We start from the raw sequence: 18,665 nt of genomic DNA, 5'->3' as shown, positions 1-18,665 counted from the left end.
AAAGAACTAAAGAGACGCCCTGAGCACGACACAGGTAGCAAAACTTCTTTACGGTACACAACGAAACTAAACAGTTCAGTACCATTGACAACACCTGCTTGCTCGGTCAAGTACTGAACGGTTCAGTTTCGATATGAGCCTTGGATGCCGTTCAGAACATTCCTCCGTAGAGGCGCCATAATACCGTTAGCCCAAGCCGCGATCGCCCTCGCCGGCTGTGCCGTCGGCCCGAATTTCGAGGCGCCGGACGCCCCGCCGGTCAGCGGCTACACTGCGGGCGGATTCTCCGCGACCAAGGGCGCAGACGGGCCTGGCGGAACGGCACAGCGGATCGTGAACGGCGCGGACGTGCCGGCGGTCTGGTGGCAGGTGTTTCGCTCACGGCAGATCGAAGCCTTCGTCCGGGAAGCAATCGACAACCATCCGGACCTTGCCGCGGCGCAAGCGGCGCTGCGCCAGGCTCGCGAAGTTGCGGCGGCAGACACCAGCGCCCTGATGCCGTCGATCACCGGGGAAGGCAGTGCGACGCGCAGCCAGGTGCCGCTGGCACAGTCCGGGCAGACCGGACCGTCATCGCTGTACACCCTCTACAAGACCTCGGTCCCGGTTTCGTTCACGCCGGACATCTTCGGTGGCAAAGCGCGCGGGATCGAGGCGGATCTCGCCAATGCGGACTATGAGCGCTTCCAGCTCGAGGCGACCTATCTCTCATTGACGGCAAACGTCGTGACGACCGCGATCAGCGATGCGTCCTACGCGGCGCAGATTCGCGTGACCCAGGAACAGATCGACGGTCAGCGTCAGCTGGTCGCGTTGCTCGAACAGCAGTTTGCCCTCGGCGCCGTCGCCAACAGCGATGTCCTGACTCAGAAGGCCCAGCTGGCGCAGACGCTTGCGACGCTGCCGCCGCTGCAAAAGTCGCGCGCGCAAAATCGCAACCAGCTGATGGCGTATCTCGGCAGACTGCCGAGCCAGGACAGAGGCGAGGCCGTGCCGCTGGCAAACCTGCGCCTGCCGCGCGATCTGCCGGTCAGCGTACCGTCGCTGCTGGTGCGGCAGCGTCCGGACATCCGAGCTGCCGAAAGCCAGATGCATCAGGCCAGCGCGAATGTCGGTGTTGCCACGGCCAACATGCTGCCGAACGTGACGCTGTCAGCTTCGGGCGGCAGCTCTGCGCTGGCGCTGTCGGGACTCTACGGCCCGCAATCGGCGGCCTGGAGCGTGGCGGCAAGTGTCACCGGCCCGATCTTCGATGCCGGCTCGCTGTTCCACACCAAGGAGTCCAAGGTCGCTGCACTGGAGCAGAAAGGCGCGCAATATCGCTCGACCGTGATCACCGCGTTCCAGAATGTCGCCGACGCGCTCCGCGCCATCCAGTCGGATGCTGATCTGCTGAAGGCCCAGATCGAGGCGGAGAAGACCGCCGCGGAGAGCCTGAAGATGTCGCAGGCCCAGTTCAAGGCCGGCTCCACCACGTTCATCTCCGTCATCAACGCCGAACAGACGCTGCTGACCGCGCGCATCAACCGCGTGAAGGCGCAGGCCTCGCGCTATGCCGACACCGTCTCGCTGTACCAGGCACTCGGCGGCGGCTGGTGGAATCGCGTCGATGAGTCCCCCGCCTCCGAAGTAAAGCCCGCGGGCGTTGCCGCGATATTCACCCCCGCGGGGGCCCTGCCGGCTCAGCCGACCCCGCCCGCCAACTGATGCGAAAGCCCGAAGCCATGTTGAAGCGCATGATTATCATGTTGTGTGTCGTCGGTGCGGTGTTCGCCGCCCTCGCCTGGTTCGTCAGCTTCCGCGCCGGCATGATCAAACAGGCCATGGCCGCGCTCGCCGATCCCCCGCAGACGGTGTCGACGACCGCCGCGCAGCTCAGCGACTGGCAATCCGCATTGACCGCCATCGGCACGTTTCGCGCGGTGAACGGCGCCGATCTGTCGCTGCAACAGTCAGGCATCGTGGACGGCATTCATTTCGAATCCGGCAAGGATGTCGGCGCCGGTGACGTGTTGCTCGACCTGCGCAAGCAGGACGACGTCGCCAAGCTGCAGTCGTTGCAGGCCACCGCCGACGGCTACGCCATCACGTTGCGGCGCGACCAGGGTCAGCTGAAGATCAATGCGGTCAGCCAGGCGACGGTCGACAGCGATGTCGTGAACGAGCGCAACGCGCTGGCGCTGGTCGCCCAGCAGCAGGCGCTCATGGACCAAAAGACGCTGAAGGCACCTTTTGCCGGGCGTCTCGGCGTGCGTCAGGTCGATGTTGGCCAGTATCTGACCGCGGGCACCACCATCGTCACGCTACAGGCGCTCGACCGGCTCTTTGTCGACTTCACGCTGCCGCAACAGGCACTCGACCAGGTCAAAGTCGGACAGGAGGTCACCGCTCGCATCGACGCCTTTCCGGACCGCAGCTTCAAGGGCGTGGTGCAGGCGTTCAATTCCAAGGTCGATCAGGCCAGCCGCAACGTTCAGGTCCGCGCGATTTTCGACAATACGGATCGCAAGCTCCTGCCCGGCATGTTCGCGCGGATCGATGTCCGTGTCGGACACCCCACGAGCTATCTCACGCTGCCGCAGACCGCCATCGTCTACAACACCTATGGAGAGTCGGTATTCCTCGCCGTCAAGAGCGACGCACCGGACAAGCAGGGTTTGATAGCCCGCCAGACCTTCATCAAGACCGGCGCCACCCGTGGCGATCAGGTGGCGGTGATCTCGGGTCTCGATCAGGGCGCAACCGTCGTCACCGCGGGCCAGGTCAAGCTGCGCAACGGCACCCTGCTGAAAGTCGACAACTCCATTCCCCTGGCGAACGATCCCAATCCGGCACCTGCCGATCAGTGAGGAACGAGAACGTGTCCTTTACCGACATCTTCATTCGCCGGCCGGTGCTTGCGATCGTCGTCAGCCTGATGATCCTGGTGCTGGGTCTGAAGTCGATGACCTCGCTGCCGATCCTGCAATATCCGCGAACCCAGAACGCGATCGTCACCGTGACGACGACGTACTACGGCGCCGATCCGGCGGTCGTTGCCGGGTTCATCACCACGCCGCTGGAAAACGCCATCGCCCAGGCCAATGGCATCGACTACATGACGTCGACCAGCCAGCCCAGCACCTCCACCATCACCGTCAACCTGCGGCTGAACTTCGACTCCGGCAAGGCGCTGACCGAGATCAACACCAAGGTGAACTCGGTGCTCAATCAGCTGCCGAGCGGCGTCCAGCAGCCGGTGCTGACGGTCAAGGTCGGCCAGACCATCGACGCCATGTATCTCGGCTTCAGCAGCGACGTGCTGGCGCCGAACCAGATCACCGACTACCTGATCCGCGTGGTGCAGCCCAAGCTGCAGGCCGTATCCGGCGTGCAGACCGCGGAGCTGCTCGGCAACAAGACCTTCGCGCTGCGCGCCTGGCTCGATCCGATCAAGCTTGCCGCCTACGGGCTGACCGCATCCGACGTATCGACCGCGCTGTCCAGCAACGACTACATCGCCGGGCTCGGCACCACCAAGGGCCAGATGGTGCAGGTCAATTTGACGGCCGCGACCAACCTGAAGTCGTTGCAGGAGTTTCGCGACCTCGTCGTCAAGCAGGCCGGCGCTTCCAACGTCAAGCTGTCCGACGTGGCGAACGTTACGCTGGGCTCCGAGGATTACGACTCGTCGGTCGGCTTCAACGGCAAGCGCGCGGTCTATATCGGCATCCAGGTGGCGCCAAACGCCAACCTTCTCGACGTCATCAAAGGCGTCCGTGCCGTCTATCCCGACATCAAGGCGCAGCAGCCGGAGGGGCTGAACTCCGAGATCATCTACGACTCCACCGATTTCGTGAACAGCTCGATCGACGAGGTGATCCATACCCTGCTCGAAGCGCTTCTGATCGTCACCGTGGTGGTCTTCCTGTTTCTCGGATCGTGGCGTTCGGTGCTGATTCCGGTGATCGCCATACCGCTGTCGCTGGTCGGCACCTTCACGATGCTGCTGGCGCTAGGCTTCTCGATCAACCTCCTGACGCTGCTGGCGCTGGTGCTCGCGATCGGCCTCGTGGTCGACGACGCCATCATCGTCGTCGAGAACGTCAACCGGCATCTGGCCGAGGGCACAAAGCCGTTGCAGGCCGCGATCATGGCCGCGCGAGAGCTTGCGGGTCCGATCGTGGCCATGACCATCGTGCTGATCGCGGTCTACGTGCCGATCGGCTTCCAGGGCGGCTTGACCGGTGCGCTGTTCACCGAGTTCGCCTTCACCCTTGCCGGTGCCGTTGCCGTGTCGGCCGTCATTGCGTTGACGCTGACGCCGATGTGCTGCGCCTTCATCCTGAAGCCGGCGAACACCGGCAAGCCGACGCTCAACGACCGCATCGTCGGCTTCATCGATGCACGCATGGAGACGTTGCAGCATCGATATCGGCGCCTGCTTGCCGGCAGCCTGACAACAATTCCGGTCACGGTCGTATTCGCTGCCCTGGTCTTGAGCAGCATCTACTGGCTTTATTCGAACTCAAAGAACGAGCTGGCGCCGGAGGAGGATCAGGGTGCGATCCTGATGCAGTCGACGCTCGCGCCGAATGCGACCTTACAGCAGAAGTTGCTGTATTCCGCCGAGGTCTACCGGCGCATCTCCGCCTATGCTGAAACCGCCGGCGTGTTCCAGCTCGATCTCACGGGCAGCTCGATCGCGGGCTGGGTGCTCAAGCCCTGGGACAAGCGCGACAAGACTGCGGCCGAACTACAGCCGGTGCTTCAGCAGGAGATGGCGGGAGTTGCCGGCGCCAAGATCGTGGCGTTCCAGCTGCCGCCGCTGCCCGGAGCGAGCGGCCTTCCGATCCAGTTCGTGATCCAGACCACGGACCCGTTCGACCGGCTCGATGGCGTCGCGAAAGCGTTCACCGCCGAGGCCCTGAAGAGCGGTAAGTTCATCTTCCTCGACAACGACCTGAAGGTGGACCAGCCGCAAACCACGGTGCTGATCGATCGCGAAAAGACCGCTCAGCTCGGGTTGAAGCTCAGTGACGTCGGCGGTGCGCTCGGCAACATGCTGGGCGGCGGGTATGTCAACTATTTCGGCCTGGACGGCCGCTCCTACAAGGTCATTCCCCAGGTCGAGCAGCGCCAGCGACTGAACGCCGATCAGGTGCTGAACTACTACATCAAGACCTCGGACGGCACGTCTGTTCCGCTGTCGACGGTGGCGTCGCTGAAGACGACCACCGTTCCGCAATCGTTGAACCATTTCCAGCAGGTCAATGCCGCCACCATTTCCGGCGTGGCCATGCCCGGTGTGATCACCGGCGAAGCGCTCGCGACGCTGAAGGAGATCGCGGACCGGACCCTGCCCAAGGGCTACACCATCGACTATGGCGGTCAGTCACGGCAGTTCATCCAGGAATCATCCGGATTCGCCGCCACCTTCGGGTTTGCCCTGATCATCATCTTCCTGGCGCTGTCGGCGCAGTTCGAGAGTTTCCGTGATCCCCTGATCATCCTGGTCTCGGTACCGATGTCGATCGCGGGCGCGCTGATCTTCATCATGCTGGGAATCAAGGGCGCGAGCCTCAATATCTACACCGAGGTCGGCCTCGTGACTCTGATGGGGCTGATCAGCAAGCACGGCATTCTCATCGTCGAGTTCGCCAACGAGCTGCAGCATGCCGGCCGCTCCAAGCGCGATGCGGTCATCGAAGCAACCGCGATCCGGCTGCGCCCGATCCTGATGACGACAGCGGCCATGGTGATCGGCGTGATGCCATTGATCACCGCTACCGGTGCGGGCGCAGCCTCACGCTTCAACATGGGGCTGGTCATCGCCTCGGGACTTTCGATTGGAACGTTGTTCACCCTGTTCGTGGTGCCGGCGTTCTACATTCTGCTTGCGGCCGACCATTCCGCGGCGACGGGCGACGACGCGGTGAAACTCGATGCGGCCGGACTCGGAACGAACGGCGAGCCGCGCGCCGCCCTATGATGAAGCAAGGCTCGCCGCACCATGCGCTCCACCTGGGTTCCTTTAGCGCCGGCCACCGCCCATCCCGCCTCCGGGACCACCGAAGCCGCCACCACCCATTCCACCGCCAGGTCCCATGGACCCGCCGGGGCCCATGGGACCAGTGGGCGAGCCAAGACCGCCGGGGCCCGACGGACCGCTCGGTCCCGTCGGTGCAGAGCCGGGCGCCGGACCGGGGCTCGATCCCGGCGCAGGCGCACCGGGGGCGCCGGGCTGGCCGCCGCCCGGAGTCACGGTGCCGCGATCCGGATGCATGATAGAGCCGCCGGGCGACCGGTTGGGATTGCCGGCACCACCCGGCCCCTGCGTCGGCGATCCCGGGAATTGGCCGACAGCCTGTGCGGAGTCGACCTGAAGGCCGCGCGCGCGATCGAACGCGCCGTTGACCACCATGCGGGCTTCGCCGGCCGCGGGCCCGAAACGCGAGCCGTCACGGGCGACGAGCCCGGAGCCGAGCTGGAGGTTTGCGCCCATCCGCTGCACATAGGCCTCGATCGACAGGCGGCTTGCGCCGACGAGATCCGAAAAATCATCGATACGGGTGCGCGCGGCCTGCATCGCGCCCTGGTTTGCGCTGCCTTCGATCTGGACGCGGTGGCCGACGAGCAAGGGATCGACACCGTTCAGCCTCAGCCCGCCGATATGCAGACCGTCAGGGCCGCGCTCGACCAGGCCCGTGACGCGCGCAGCCGCATCGCGTCGCGGCTCGACCAGGCTTGCGACGATCACGCCGTCGGTACGGCGCAAGCCGTAGACCGCGACCTGCGCGCCCGCATGGAGCTTGCTCTCCTTGCCGCTGGTGACGATCTTCTGACCGAGCACCGTCAGCTCGTTGCCCTTCACCTGTTCGATCGGACCCGAGACCTCGCTCGCGATCGCGATGCTGCGCGTGACCAGCGTGCCGTCAGCCCGACGGGTCGCGACCACGCGCGCAAGCTGGCCGATGCGCAGCGAATTGGCGCTGGCCGCCTCGCCGTCGATTCGGACCGGAACGTCGCTCGCATAGGTGATGCGCTCGCCATTGACGTAGATACTGCCGAAGCGCTGGATCACGCCGACGATGCCGGTGCCGCCGATGCCGTGATCATCGCCTCGCGTGATCCCGGTGCCGCCGATGCCCTGATCGGTGCCGCGCCTGACCTGCGCGTGGGCAATGGCCGTGCCGGCGAGCCAGAATCCCGTCAGCAGCAGACGGCGGGAGATGAGCGGCGCCCGGCTCATGAAGAACCGCCTTCTTTGCCGCTATCCTTGGCGCTTTCCTTAGCGTTTTCCTTGGCCTCGCCCTCTTCGTCGGCGTCCTCGCAATAGATGTAGATGCCGAAATTCCAGCGGGCGTCGCCGCCCTTGTCCTTGGCGAGCGCGCGGTTGGCTTCGCGGTTGGCGGTCTTCAGCGCGTCCATGGCGAGTTCGCGCGAGCGCGCCTCGAGGCGCCGCGCCAGCTTCGGCGAGATGTTGTTGTAGTGCACTGCGCGTTCGAGGAAGCGCGGCGCGGCGCCTGAGACGTTCTGCGCGGCGGCCGCGATGTGGTCGTGCAGGTTGCGGCCGAGATAGTGCCATTTGCTGTCGTCCTCGCCGCTCGGAACGAAGGCGGCCTCGACCAGCTCGATCTCGTCAGCCTCGTTGATGGTGACGAGCTTGCGGTCGACCCATTCGTCGAGCACCGCACGCGGGCGCACGTCCTTGGTGACGGAGGCGACGAGCTGCTCGAACGACGGCGCATCGCCCTCGGCCGTACGCGGCAGCGCGAGCGGCTCGCCTTTCGCGTCGGTGAACTCCGGCGCGGCGAGCCAGCGCGCGATCACGGCGCTGGTCAGCGACACCGCCGCCGGGGCTTCGTGCACCGGCGCGCCTGCGCCACGCAGCCGCGCCACCTCCTTGCGATGGATGCCGGTGAGCAGGCTGACCCGGCTGTCGGTCTGCTCCTTTCCCTCGAGCGCGAAATCGTGCTCGGCGACGTTGACGAAAAGCTCGCGAAGCAATTGCGCCAACGCCGGAAAGGTCATGCCGCTGCGGATGCACAGCCGCACGAGCGGGCGCAGCAGCCGCGCCAGCGGGGCGTGCAGCTTCCCCGCAGCATTCGGCTGTGGCGCGCTCGACCTGTCAGCCGCCTTGGACCCGGACTTGGCATTCATGTCTGAATTGTACCGATGCATCACGTGGGACACAATCCCACTCTTTTCATTCTCCAATTGACGTGGTAAATTTTCCCACATATACGAGACGCCACTGAGGGCGCGACGTAAAGGGACTCACACCCATGGCTGACCGCTTGGTCCGCAATTTCATTTCGCTGCGTGCTATGCCGGCCCCCGATCGGGGGCGCGGCGTCATCGAACCGATGCTGCCGGCGCTTCTGCGCGGCGTCATCTTCATCTCGGTGCTGGCCGCACCGTTCGTTGCCGCGCTACTCGCAGGCTGACCGCTGCCATGCATCACATCAGCGAGTCCCCGCGCCGTCCGTCGGTGCTGCACATCTTCAAGATCTACTATCCCGACCTGTTCGGCGGCACGCTCACGGTGATCCGCGACATCTGCGCCAGCCTGAAGGACGCTTTCGCCTCCGCCGTGCTGGTCTGTTCGCAATCGGCCGAGCGGCGCGAGATCGTCGTCAACGACATTCCGGTCGAGCGCGTCCGCTCGTTCGGCAACGTGCTGTCGCTGCCCGCGGCTCCCACCTATCCCTGGCGGCTATGGCGCAAGATCGCCGAGCACGACCTGCTCGCGCTTCACGCCCCCTTCCCGCTCGCCGACCTCGTCTTCGCCTTCGGATTCGGCGCCAAGCGGCCCCTGGTGGTGCATTGGCACGCCGACATCGTCACCCATGCCGGCCTGCGCTGGTTCATCGACCCCCTGATGCGGCGAACGCTGCGTCGCGCCAAGGCGATCATCGTCTCGGACCGCGTGCTGGTCGACAACACGCCGCTGCTGCGCGAATTCGAGGACAAATGCCATGTCGTGCCGTTCGGCATCGACATCACGGGTTACGACTGGCCGAAGATCGAGCCGCACCATGTCAATGATCGCGGCCGGCTTGTGCTCGCCTGCGGCCGGCTGGTGCCCTACAAGGGCTTCGACGTGCTGATCCGCGCCGCGGCGGCACACAATTTCGAAACCTGGATCATCGGTGAAGGTGTCGAACGGCCGCGGCTCGAGCAACTGATCCAGGAGCTCGGCCTCGGTGACCGCGTCCGCCTGCTCGGCTCGGTGGACGATTGCGAACGCATCAAGCTGATGTGCCTGGCCGACGTCTTCGTGATGCCGTCGGTGACCAATGCCGAGACCTTCGGCCTTGTCCAGCTCGAGGCCATGGCCGCCGGCCGGCCGGTCGTGAACACGGCGCTCGACACGGCGGTGCCGCACGTCGCCCGCCACGGCATGGAGGCGATCACCGTTCCGCCCGGCGATGCCGAGAAACTGGGTGAGGCGATCGACACCCTGATCCGCGACCCCGAGCGCCGCCGCAGCATGGGACTTGCGGCGCGCACGCGCGCCCTCACCCGCTATTCGGCCACGGCCTTCAAGCAGGGCATGGAGACCGTCTACCGCGACGCTGTCGCCGCCCCGAGCGAGGAGCGATCGGCAATCTCCGAGCCGCCGCAAGCTGCCGGCTGGCTGGACACGGTCCGGATCGCGGCGGCGCTGGCCTGGTCCGACATGCGGCACCGCTACGTCCGCTCGCTGCTCGGCCCGTTCTGGATGTCACTGCAGATGGCGATCGTGGTCGCCGTGCTCGGCTCGGTGATCGGCCAGATGTCGAATGGCAACATGATGACACGCCTGCCGATGCTGGCGCTGTCGATGACGGCCTGGACCTTCCTTAACGGCGTGGTACTCGATGCGACTACGGCGCTCCAGAACTCCGCGAGCCTGATCCGCGACCGCGCGCTGCCGCCCGTCATCTTCCTCCTGCAATGCACCTTCCGCCAGGCGCTGTTCGCACTCCACAACGCCTGTGTTCCGCTGGTGCTGTGGCTCCTCCTCTCGCCCCACGACCTCTCTCACGCGCTGGCGGCACTGCCCGGTCTGCTGCTGTTCGTGGCCTGCACCTTCGCCCTGAGCCTCGTTCTCGGCGCCATGGCGACGCGCTATCGCGACCTCAAGCCGATCATCGAATCCACCCTGATGCTCGCCTTTCTCGCTTCGCCCGTGATCTGGTCGTCGGACATGATCAACCACCGCTCGACGGTGATGCGGCTCAATCCGCTGACGCATCTGTTCGCGGTGTGGCGCGAGCCGCTGGCGGGCGGCGCTGTCGATCCGGTCAGCATCGTCTACGTCCTCGTCGCGCTGGCGCTCCTGGTCTTTGCGAGCGTGCTGACGCTGGTCCACCTGCGCAAAGCCGCATTCTGGATCTGACGCATGGTCTCGATCAACCTTCGCAACGTCTGTCTCGACTATCCGCTCTACGGCGCCTACGACTTCTCGCTGAAGCGGCGGCTGCTCGGGCACATCATCCGCGAGCCGGGCGAGATGCGGATCATCCGCGCCGTCGACAATGTCACGATCAAGGCCGAAGCAGGCAGCCGCATCGGGCTTGCCGGTCCCAACGGCTCCGGCAAGTCGACGCTCCTGCGACTGATCGCCGGCGTCTATCCGCCGAGCAGCGGCAGCGTCTCGCTCCAGGGCAACGTCGTGCCCCTGCTCGGCCTCAACGCCGGGGTCAACCTGGATTTCGTGGCCGAGGACAACATCGCGCTGCTGCTGCGGATCAGCGGCCGCAAGCCGACCCGCGCCGTGATCGACGATATCTGGGCTTTCACCGAGCTCGAGGCGCGCATGCAGCGGCTGCCGCTGCGGATGTTCTCCTCGGGAATGCTGATGCGGGTGTTGTTTGCGACCGCGACGGCCTTTCCGGCCGACATCCTGCTGCTCGACGAATGGCTCAGCGTGGTCGACGAGCACTTTGCGGAGAAAGCACAGGAGCGGCTGCTGCACATGGTGTCGCAGGCGGCGATCGTAATCATCGCCTCGCACGACCAGCCGCTGCTGCGCCGCACCTGCACCAGCATCATCAACCTCGATCACGGCCGCATCGCCTCGACCGTCACGGTCGAGCCGCCGGCAACGCACTCTTTCGAGCTCCGCGAGAAACGCGCATGAAACAGAACATCCTGGTCGTCTCCGAGTCGCTCGGACAACCAAACCACAAGCGCGGCATCTTCCATTTCACCCGGGAGTTGGTGCGTTCGCTCGCCTCGGAGGGCCACGAACTCACGCTGTTGGTCGAGACCTCGAAGCGCTACCGCAAACTGTGCCGGCGCGAGCGACGCACAAAGCTGTTCGCGGCGCAGGCGCGCAACATCGAGCTGCTGGCGCTTTATCGCTTCCTTGACGAGATCAACGTGAGCGGGCCGGTGACGCTCAGCGGCACGCGCCGCAAATTCGACTGGCTCCGCCAAAGGGGCGGCATGTTGCTGTCGCGGGACAACATGCTCTGCCTCCTGCGCGCGATCGGCCTGCGCAGCCTGAACGCGCGACTGATCGAGAACCGGCCCGCCGCGCTCGAATACATTCCGCCGGATCTGAGCCACCTCGAACTGTTCGGCGACTTTCAGCTCGAGCCCGGATTCTTCAACTATCAGGATTCCTCGGCCTTCTTCCTGCTGCCGCCGCCGCGGATAGATGCGCGCGACTACGACGTGATCGTCGTGGACACCCCGACCCGCGTGACGATCAAGCGCAGGCCGGACGCCAAGGTGATCTGCGTCGTCCACGACCTGTTGCCGCTCACCGATCTCAAGCTCAGCGACATCGCCACGCGGCAGTTCCTGGCGCGAATCCGCACCAGCCTGCGCCAGGCCGACGAGCTCGCCTTCGTTTCGAACTACAGCATGATGCGGTTCAGGGAACTGTTGCCGCAATTTGCGCACCTACCGGCGCGGGTCGTGTATCCCCGCACCCGGTTCGACGCCCCGGATGTCCTGCACCTCCCAGCCCCGTCGGGGCGTCCGGGGCGGCCGAGCTTCGTCGTCATCGTCTCGAACGAGCCGCGCAAGAACGTCGCCGCCGTCATCCGTGCCTTCCGTGGTGTGCCCCAGGCCGATCTCGTCGTGATCGGCTATGCCGGCGAGATCAGCCGGATGCGCAACCTCCCGCCGAACGTCCGCTTCGCCGGCTATGTCGACGAGCACGAGAAGGCCGCCCTGATCGCGGAGGCGCATGGCCTGATCATGCCGAGCCTTGCCGAAGGCTTTGGCGTGCCGATCATCGAGGCGCTGGCCGCGAACACGCCGGTGCTGTGCTCGGATATCGCAGTGTTCCGCGAAGTCGCGGGCGAGCTCGCCGATTATTTCGACCCGTTCTCGACCGACTCGATCGCCGCCTCCGTCACCCGCGTGCTGACGCGGCAGGAGGAGTGGCGCGGCAAGATCCGCGCGAGGCGCCACGAGCTTGCCGAACGCTTTGGCTATGAGACCCAGGCCCGCGATTTCCTCGGGCGCGAGATGCGCACGGAAAGCCTCGTCGCCGCACCGCTCGCATCGTACGGATGACGGCCGAATCCGCTGCGTGGTCCGGGCCTGCCGATCGGCAAGGCGGCCGGAAAGGATGGCAGAGCTGGCGCAACTCGGCTGCGCTGCTCCGGGCGGCAGATGTGCTCGTCATCCTGATCGCGGCATCGCTGCCGTGGTCCACAACGGCACCTTCGATCTTCGTCGGGCTGTGGCTGCTGGCGGTCACCCCGACCGTCGACTGGCGCGACTATGCGTACGAGCTCACGCGGCCGGCGTTTGCCCTGCCGTTCGCGCTCCTGCTGCTCGCACTCCTCGGCGTGCTGTGGTCGGACGGCGCCTGGCCGGACCGGCTGCATGCGATCAAGCCGGTCGCAAAGCTCGTGCTGATTCCGCCGCTGCTCTACCATTTCAGCCGGTCCGAGCGCGGCTTCCAGGTTTGCCTTGCTTTTCTCGCCTCCTGCGCGCTGCTGGCGGTATTCTCCTGGGTCGCGCTGCTCAATCCGGCCTGGAAGATCGCCGCGACGGCGTCGGCAGGCGTTCCCGTCAAGAACTACATCGACCAGAGCCAGGAATTCACGCTCTGCGCCTTGGCACTTGCACTGCCCGCGCTCACGTTCTGGCGCAGCGGGCGCGCGATCGCGGCGACCGCCTGCCTCGCATTGATCCTGCTGTTCGCGACCAACATGGTGTTCGTGGCCTCGGCCCGCACGGCGCTGCTCTACATCCCGGTGCTGCTGGCCCTGTTCGCCTGGAAGCATCTGAGCCGGCGGGCAGCGCTGGTCCTGCTCGCGGGCGCGGTCGCCGCGAGCGCGCTCGCCTGGACGACCTCGTCCTATCTGCGCCAGCGCATTACCGACATCGCCGTCGAATATCGCCACGGCCATGAGGACATCAGCCGCGCCTCGACCGCCCAGCGGCTGACCTATTGGCGCAAGTCACTTCATGCCTTTACCGAAGCCCCTCTGATCGGCCATGGCACCGGCGCGATCAAGCGTCAGTTCGAACGCGCCGCCACGGGCGAGAGCAGCCTCGACGCGGAGATCGTCAGCAATCCGCACAACCAGACCCTCAACGTCGCGGTGCAATGGGGCCTCTTGGGCGTCGTCCTGCTCTACACGATGTGGATCGCGCAGCTTCGCCTGTTCCTGGGCGAAGGGCTTGCCGCCTGGATCGGCCTTGCGGTCGTCGCGCAGAACATCGCGAGCTCGCTATTGAACTCGCATCTGTTCGATTTCCACGAGGGATGGATGTATGTGCTGGGCGTCGGCGTGGCCGGGGGCATGGTCCTAAAGGTTCAGGCCCGCAGCCGGCCGTGACTATGGGCTGCGCTCGTGGCCGACTTCGCCGGTGATGACGTCGCCGAACAGCTCCCAGGCCTGCCCGTTGAAGCGCATCAACTGCATCTGCTCGATCGGGAAGTAATCATCGGGCGAGGTGTTGACCATGATGCCCGGCAGCATCAGGTCGGTGTGGAAATCCTTCAGGTTCGCGGCCTGCTTCATGACGTTCTCGCGGGTGAGATTGTCGCCGCACTGCTTCAGGACCTGCGCCATCGCCTCGGCCTGCACGTAGCCGTAGATGTTGTTGGAGTTGGCCTTGTCGCCATCGGGATAATATTTGTCCATGAATTCGCGCCACTTCACCACCGCCGGGTCCTTGTCCCAAGTCGGATCGGTCGGGTCCTTCAGATAGACGGTCGAGATGATATCCTTGGAATAGTCGAGCCCGGCGGGCTTGAGCACTGAGGCAACCGAGGTCGCGGTGTTGGCCAGGAAGAATTTTGGCTTCCAGCCGAGCTCGCCGACCTTGCGGATCGCCTGCGCCGACCCTTTCGGCGCCGCCCACGAGAAGAAGATATCCGCGCCGGAATCATGCAGCGCGACGATCTGCGAGTCGATCGAGGGATCGCTGACCTCATAGGACTTGTCGGCGATGATCATGCCGGCCTTGTCGCCGAGCCCGTCCTTCAGACCCTTGAACTGGTCCTTGCCGGCGTCGTCGTTCTGCCAGAACACCGCGATCTTGCCGTTCGGAAAGTTATCGCGGATGTATTTGGCGTAGATCCGGCCCTCGCTCTGGTAATTCGGCTGGAAGCCCATCGTCCAGGGAAAGTTCCTGGGATCGCCGAACTTGGTGCCGCCGGACGCGACGAAGACCTGCGGCACCTTCTTGGCGTTCATATATTTCATGATCGCGGAGTTCGAGGGTGTGCCGAGCGGCTGGAAGATCAACAAAACCTCGTCGCTCTCGACCAGCTTGCGCGCCTGCTCGATCGCCTTCGGCGGCGAATAGGCGTCGTCATAGCTGATGAAGTTGATCTTGCGGCCGTTGATGCCGCCCTGGTCGTTGATCATCCTGAAGAACGCGGCCTCAGTCTTTCCGATCACGCCATAGGAGGACGCCGGCCCGCTATAGGGCATGATGTTGCCGATCTTGATGTCGGTGTCGCTGGCGCCGGGGTCGTATTTCTTCTGCGCCGAGGCCGGTGTCGTGGCCAGCACTCCGGCAGCAAGCATGGCGAGGGCAGCAAGGCTCTTGCGACGACCCGGCATCGTTCTCTCCCCTGTGTTTGTAGTCCTGTTTTGCAGAGAGTGTCGCAAGCAGGCTTGCCGCTGGCAAGCGCCGCAATTTTCCGCGAGGTGAAACGGTGGAGCTAGAACTTACGCGACGCGCTGCAGCATTCTCAGAACGCGCCCGTCGATCACGAGCAACGCACTGCCAATGACAATGGCGCCTGCGATCTCGCGCATGGAGATCGGCTCGCCCAGCAGCAGCCATCCCAGCAGAATGGCGGTGACGGGAATTAGCAGCGTCACCAGCATGACATTGGTCGCGCCCGAACGGCGCAGGATCTGAAAGAAGACGATGTAGGCGAGCGCCGTCGACAAGCCGGCAAGTCCAAGCACCGCGAGCCAGGTTGTAAGGCCCGGCGCCGGCAGATGCCATGGCTGTTCCATGACGGCGGCGACGACCGCCATCATCACCGTGGACGCCATCAGTTGAAAAGTCGCCGTTCCCAGCGGAGCTGAGTCCTTCAACAACCGCCGCGCCGCCAGCGCCGCAAAGCCATAGCTGCACGCGCCACCGAGGCAGAGCAGAATGCCGAACCCCTGCCCCGGCCGCGTCTCGATGCCCCATCCGCGCAGGATGACCACGCCGACGACGCCCAGAACCACGCCGGCGACCCGCCGCATCTGCAGGGCTTCCTCGCCCGCCATCGCCATGACGGTCACCGTGAACAGCGGCGTGGTGGCATTCAGGATCGAAGCCAGCCCGCTTGGAATGAAGGTCTGGCCGATCACGATCAGCGAGAACGGGATGACGTTATTGAGCAGCCCGATCGCGAAGAACGGTTTCCAGCCCAACTTGCCCCTGGGAAAGCCGATACCTTGAACACGGAGCAGCGGCAAAAGAATGGCCGCACCCAGCGCGACGCGCAGGAGCACCAGCGTCAACGGCGGCAATTCCCGCAGCGCCGCGCCGTTGAAGAAGAACGAGCCGCCCCAGAGGATCGAGAGCACGGCAAGCAGCGACCAGTCTCGCGCGTCGATCCGGTTGTCGTTCGGGGGCATGGCGTCTCACATCGGCAGTTGACCTCCGCCTAGTATGGCGCGACGCGCTTTGCCACCCGATTTCCGAAAAGCGAAGACTGAGAAAGCGCGGCTCGCCGTCAGTCGGAGCGCAGCTTGTGAATCAACGCATTTTCCGGAACAGGTTCGAGAGTCCATTCAGCGGCAATGCACTCGAACGTCATCGCGAAAATAGAACAAGAAGTGACGCGACGAGGTCGACCCCCCGCTCGCAATCCTCCAATCTAACGGATCCATCAAATGGGGATCAGGACCTGCGATCTCGTAGAATTCGCCCCACGCCGGCACCAGCTTGCTGTAGCGGCATTGGCCGCGATACCAACCTTCGTCATTGGTTGCTCCGAGGCGATACCGAACGCAATTCACGAAGCGGAGGACACCTTCATCGTCCTCTGCAAACGATGTGAAGCGAAAGGGGTTCAGCAGGAAGCGAAGAACGACATCATGACCTGATACGGCTACGTGCGGATACGGGGCGTTCGGCTCCGCATTCCACCCCTCGTTCAACTTTCGAAATGACAACCGCCCCGACATGTCGCCTCAGACAGTAGTGAATGAGCGAGAACACCGGCTTAAGACGGCTTCTTCGGCCGCGACACCAGCTCGATCATCTTGCCTTCGTCGTCATCAGGCATCGCAGCTTTCGCCCGCGCATAGGATTCGACCGCCGCGCGCGCCACCAGCGGCTTGTCGGCGAGCAGGCTCTCGGCGAGCTTCACGGCGTAGGCGGCATCCTTGTGCCGCAGCGCCGAGGTGAAGGTCGCGCCGCTGAAGTCGCGGGCGACCATGCGCTTGGAATGACGCTGGACCTGCGGGCTCGCAGCAACGCTGGCCTGAATCGATTCCAGCACCAGGGTCATGTCGAGCCCAGCCTGCTCGGCGATCGCGAGCCCTTCGGCGAGTCCGGCAATCTGGATCGCGCCCATCAGATTGTTGATGAGCTTGTAGACCGTGCCGGAGCCGACCGCGCCGAAATGGCGGATGGTCGAGCCGATCGGTTCGAGATAGGGCCGCGCGCGTTCGAGGTCGGCGGCATCAGCCCCGACCAGCAAGGTCAGCTTTCCGGCGGCCGCGGCATCCGGCAATCCCGTCACGGGACAATCGATGTAGATCAGCCCGCGCGCGTTGAGTTCGCGGCCCATCTCGCGCGCGTGGTCATAGGAGACGGTGGAGCATTCGATCGCGATGGTGCCGGCCTTCGCCGTCTTGGCCGCGCCCTTCGGCCCCAGCCAGACCGCGCGCGAGGCCTCGTCGTCGGCGACCATGGTCACGACCGCATCGGCATCGATCGCGGCATCCTCAGGCGAGGTCGCCCAATGCGCGCCGCGCGCGATCAGGTCTTCCGCTTTTGTCTTGCTGCGATTCCACAGCGTCACCGTGAAGCCGGCATCGAGATAGCGGCCGGCCATGCCATGGCCCATCCGTCCAAGCCCGATGAAGGCGACGCGGGGCATGGCTAGTCCACATCCTCGATGTCAGCGCCGGTGGTTCCGAAGGCGCGCTGCGCCAGCGTCGCGGCCATGAAGTCGTCGAGTTCGCCGTTGAGCACGCCCGAGGTGTCGGAGGTCTGCACGCCCGTGCGCAGATCCTTCACCATCTGATAGGGCTGCAGCACGTAGGAGCGGATCTGGTGGCCCCAGCCGATATCGGTCTTGGCGGCCTGGTCGGCGGCGGCCTTCTCCTCGCGCTTCTTCAACTCCATTTCGTACAACCGCGCGCGCAGCATGTCCCAGGCCTGCGCCCGGTTCTTGTGCTGCGAGCGGCCGGCCTGGCAGACCACCGCGACACCGGTCGGGATATGCGTCAGGCGCACCGCGGATTCGGTCTTGTTGACGTGCTGGCCGCCGGCGCCGCCCGACCGCATGGTATCGACGCGGACGTCGGATTCCTTGATGTCGATCTTGATGCTGTCGTCGATGACCGGGAACACCTGCACGCTGGAGAAAGACGTGTGCCGCCGCGCGTTGGAATCGAACGGCGAGATGCGCACCAGACGATGCACGCCCGCCTCGGTCTTCAGCCAGCCATAGGCATTGTGGCCCGAGACCTGGATCGTCGCCGACTTGATGCCGGCTTCTTCGCCCTCGGACTCTTCGAGATACTCGACCTTGAAGCCGTGCGTCTCCGCCCAGCGCGTGTACATGCGCAGCAGCATCTGCGCCCAGTCCTGGCTTTCGGTGCCGCCGGCGCCGGCGTGGACCTCGAGATAGGAATCGAAGCGGTCGGCTTCGCCCGACAGCAGCGCCTCGAGCTCGCGCCGCGCGACTTCCTTCTTCAGGGCCTTCAGCGCAGCTTCGGCTTCGGCCACGACGCCGTCATCGCCCTCGGCCTCGCCGAGCTCGATCATGCCGATGTCGTCTTCGAGCTCCTGCTCGACCTTGCCGATGCCCGACAGCGAATCCTCCAGCGAGGTCCGCTCCTGCATCAGCTTCTGGGCCTTCTGGGGATCGTTCCAGAGGTTGGGATCTTCTGCGAGCTTGTTCAGCTCAGCGAGGCGCGCCGTCGATTTCTCGACGTCAAAGATGCCTCCTCAGCAGCCCGACTGACTGCTTGATCTCTTCTACCAACCGTTCGATTTCGGCGCGCATGTCGTTCTCGTGTCTCGCGGAATTG

Annotated in this window: 15 protein-coding genes; 9 read left to right on the top strand and 6 right to left on the bottom strand. The window is 64.8% G+C overall.

Annotation, left to right across the window (positions count from 1 at the left end):
* Positions 1 to 144 precede the first annotated feature (144 nt).
* From AAFG50_RS20440 to AAFG50_RS20430, 3 genes are read left to right on the top strand one after another with little or no spacing between them, the layout of a single operon-like run.
* A complete protein-coding gene (locus AAFG50_RS20440) occupies positions 145 to 1,707 on the top strand; it encodes an efflux transporter outer membrane subunit (protein WP_011087094.1) in 1,563 nt (520 codons plus the stop codon).
* A 17-nt stretch (positions 1,708 to 1,724) separates the two neighbouring features.
* Complete coding sequence (locus AAFG50_RS20435; protein ID WP_028171251.1) at positions 1,725 to 2,849, top strand: efflux RND transporter periplasmic adaptor subunit; 1,125 nt, start codon at positions 1,725 to 1,727, stop codon at positions 2,847 to 2,849.
* 11 nt (positions 2,850 to 2,860) lie between these two features.
* Positions 2,861 to 5,971 (top strand): efflux RND transporter permease subunit, encoded by a 3,111-nt coding sequence (locus AAFG50_RS20430; RefSeq protein ID WP_039185124.1) that lies wholly within the window; start codon positions 2,861 to 2,863, stop codon positions 5,969 to 5,971.
* Between the two features lie 42 nt (positions 5,972 to 6,013).
* Here AAFG50_RS20430 and AAFG50_RS20425 read toward each other — a convergent pair whose 3' ends face one another.
* Positions 6,014 to 7,231, bottom strand: coding sequence for a DUF5666 domain-containing protein (locus tag AAFG50_RS20425; protein ID WP_028171249.1), 1,218 nt, complete (start codon positions 7,229 to 7,231; stop codon positions 6,014 to 6,016).
* Positions 7,228 to 8,142 carry a DUF6502 family protein gene (locus AAFG50_RS20420; protein WP_039184419.1) on the bottom strand — a complete coding sequence of 305 codons (915 nt, stop codon included), beginning with the start codon at positions 8,140 to 8,142 and terminating at the stop codon, positions 7,228 to 7,230. Before AAFG50_RS20420 ends, AAFG50_RS20425 begins: the two co-directional genes overlap by 4 nt.
* A gap of 125 nt (positions 8,143 to 8,267) precedes the next feature.
* Between AAFG50_RS20420 and AAFG50_RS20415 the strand changes: the two genes are divergently transcribed.
* Genes AAFG50_RS20415 through AAFG50_RS20395 form a run of 5 tightly spaced genes read left to right on the top strand, consistent with a single transcriptional unit; the run spans position 8,268 to position 13,778 of the window.
* Positions 8,268 to 8,429, top strand: coding sequence for a hypothetical protein (locus AAFG50_RS20415; protein WP_165448155.1), 162 nt, complete (start codon positions 8,268 to 8,270; stop codon positions 8,427 to 8,429).
* 8 nt (positions 8,430 to 8,437) lie between these two features.
* Positions 8,438 to 10,366, top strand: coding sequence for a glycosyltransferase (locus tag AAFG50_RS20410; protein WP_028171247.1), 1,929 nt, complete (start codon positions 8,438 to 8,440; stop codon positions 10,364 to 10,366).
* 3 nt (positions 10,367 to 10,369) lie between these two features.
* The gene (locus AAFG50_RS20405; protein ID WP_011087088.1) at positions 10,370 to 11,110 is read left to right on the top strand and encodes an ABC transporter ATP-binding protein; all 741 of its coding nucleotides are present in this window, start codon (positions 10,370 to 10,372) and stop codon (positions 11,108 to 11,110) included.
* Positions 11,107 to 12,501, top strand: coding sequence for a glycosyltransferase family 1 protein (locus tag AAFG50_RS20400; RefSeq protein WP_028171246.1), 1,395 nt, complete (start codon positions 11,107 to 11,109; stop codon positions 12,499 to 12,501). The genes AAFG50_RS20405 and AAFG50_RS20400 overlap by 4 nt, the downstream gene beginning before the upstream one ends.
* Positions 12,498 to 13,778 (top strand): O-antigen ligase family protein, encoded by a 1,281-nt coding sequence (locus AAFG50_RS20395; protein WP_028171245.1) that lies wholly within the window; start codon positions 12,498 to 12,500, stop codon positions 13,776 to 13,778. Before AAFG50_RS20400 ends, AAFG50_RS20395 begins: the two co-directional genes overlap by 4 nt.
* Here AAFG50_RS20395 and AAFG50_RS20390 read toward each other — a convergent pair whose 3' ends face one another.
* Positions 13,779 to 15,014, bottom strand: coding sequence for an ABC transporter substrate-binding protein (locus AAFG50_RS20390; RefSeq protein ID WP_028171244.1), 1,236 nt, complete (start codon positions 15,012 to 15,014; stop codon positions 13,779 to 13,781).
* Between the two features lie 108 nt (positions 15,015 to 15,122).
* On the bottom strand, positions 15,123 to 16,034 hold the full coding sequence (locus tag AAFG50_RS20385) for a DMT family transporter (protein ID WP_028171243.1): 912 nt from the start codon (positions 16,032 to 16,034) through the stop codon (positions 15,123 to 15,125).
* Positions 16,035 to 16,292: 258 nt separating this feature from the next.
* Between AAFG50_RS20385 and AAFG50_RS20380 the strand changes: the two genes are divergently transcribed.
* The gene (locus AAFG50_RS20380) at positions 16,293 to 16,505 is read left to right on the top strand and encodes a hypothetical protein (protein WP_028171242.1); all 213 of its coding nucleotides are present in this window, start codon (positions 16,293 to 16,295) and stop codon (positions 16,503 to 16,505) included.
* A gap of 119 nt (positions 16,506 to 16,624) precedes the next feature.
* Here AAFG50_RS20380 and AAFG50_RS20375 read toward each other — a convergent pair whose 3' ends face one another.
* Together AAFG50_RS20375 and prfB are read right to left on the bottom strand one after the other, a co-directional pair.
* Positions 16,625 to 17,506 (bottom strand): NAD(P)-dependent oxidoreductase, encoded by an 882-nt coding sequence (locus AAFG50_RS20375; protein ID WP_028171241.1) that lies wholly within the window; start codon positions 17,504 to 17,506, stop codon positions 16,625 to 16,627.
* A gap of 2 nt (positions 17,507 to 17,508) precedes the next feature.
* Positions 17,509 to 18,640 (bottom strand): peptide chain release factor 2 gene (prfB, locus tag AAFG50_RS20370; RefSeq protein ID WP_122975474.1). Its coding sequence is split into 2 segments (ribosomal slippage): positions 17,509 to 18,570 and positions 18,572 to 18,640, totalling 1,131 coding nucleotides; the frame shifts between segments, so codons are not numbered across the junction.
* Positions 18,641 to 18,665 lie beyond the last annotated feature (25 nt).

The sequence above is a fragment of the Bradyrhizobium sp. B039 genome (genome assembly GCF_038965675.1).
Classification (GTDB): Bacteria; Pseudomonadota; Alphaproteobacteria; order Rhizobiales; family Xanthobacteraceae; genus Bradyrhizobium; species Bradyrhizobium diazoefficiens.
This window is presented reverse-complemented; position numbering and strand designations above follow the sequence as displayed.

Coding starts and splice junctions, on each gene's coding strand:
- AAFG50_RS20385 (WP_028171243.1), bottom strand. CDS start 16,034: ATGCCCCCGAACGACAACCGGATCGACGCGCGAGACTGGTCGCTGCTT.
- AAFG50_RS20390 (WP_028171244.1), bottom strand. CDS start 15,014: ATGCCGGGTCGTCGCAAGAGCCTTGCTGCCCTCGCCATGCTTGCTGCC.
- AAFG50_RS20415 (WP_165448155.1), top strand. CDS start 8,268: ATGGCTGACCGCTTGGTCCGCAATTTCATTTCGCTGCGTGCTATGCCG.
- AAFG50_RS20380 (WP_028171242.1), top strand. CDS start 16,293: ATGGGGATCAGGACCTGCGATCTCGTAGAATTCGCCCCACGCCGGCAC.
- AAFG50_RS20440 (WP_011087094.1), top strand. CDS start 145: ATGCCGTTCAGAACATTCCTCCGTAGAGGCGCCATAATACCGTTAGCC.
- AAFG50_RS20425 (WP_028171249.1), bottom strand. CDS start 7,231: ATGAGCCGGGCGCCGCTCATCTCCCGCCGTCTGCTGCTGACGGGATTC.
- AAFG50_RS20400 (WP_028171246.1), top strand. CDS start 11,107: ATGAAACAGAACATCCTGGTCGTCTCCGAGTCGCTCGGACAACCAAAC.
- AAFG50_RS20375 (WP_028171241.1), bottom strand. CDS start 17,506: ATGCCCCGCGTCGCCTTCATCGGGCTTGGACGGATGGGCCATGGCATG.
- AAFG50_RS20410 (WP_028171247.1), top strand. CDS start 8,438: ATGCATCACATCAGCGAGTCCCCGCGCCGTCCGTCGGTGCTGCACATC.
- AAFG50_RS20435 (WP_028171251.1), top strand. CDS start 1,725: ATGTTGAAGCGCATGATTATCATGTTGTGTGTCGTCGGTGCGGTGTTC.
- AAFG50_RS20405 (WP_011087088.1), top strand. CDS start 10,370: ATGGTCTCGATCAACCTTCGCAACGTCTGTCTCGACTATCCGCTCTAC.
- AAFG50_RS20420 (WP_039184419.1), bottom strand. CDS start 8,142: ATGAATGCCAAGTCCGGGTCCAAGGCGGCTGACAGGTCGAGCGCGCCA.
- AAFG50_RS20395 (WP_028171245.1), top strand. CDS start 12,498: ATGACGGCCGAATCCGCTGCGTGGTCCGGGCCTGCCGATCGGCAAGGC.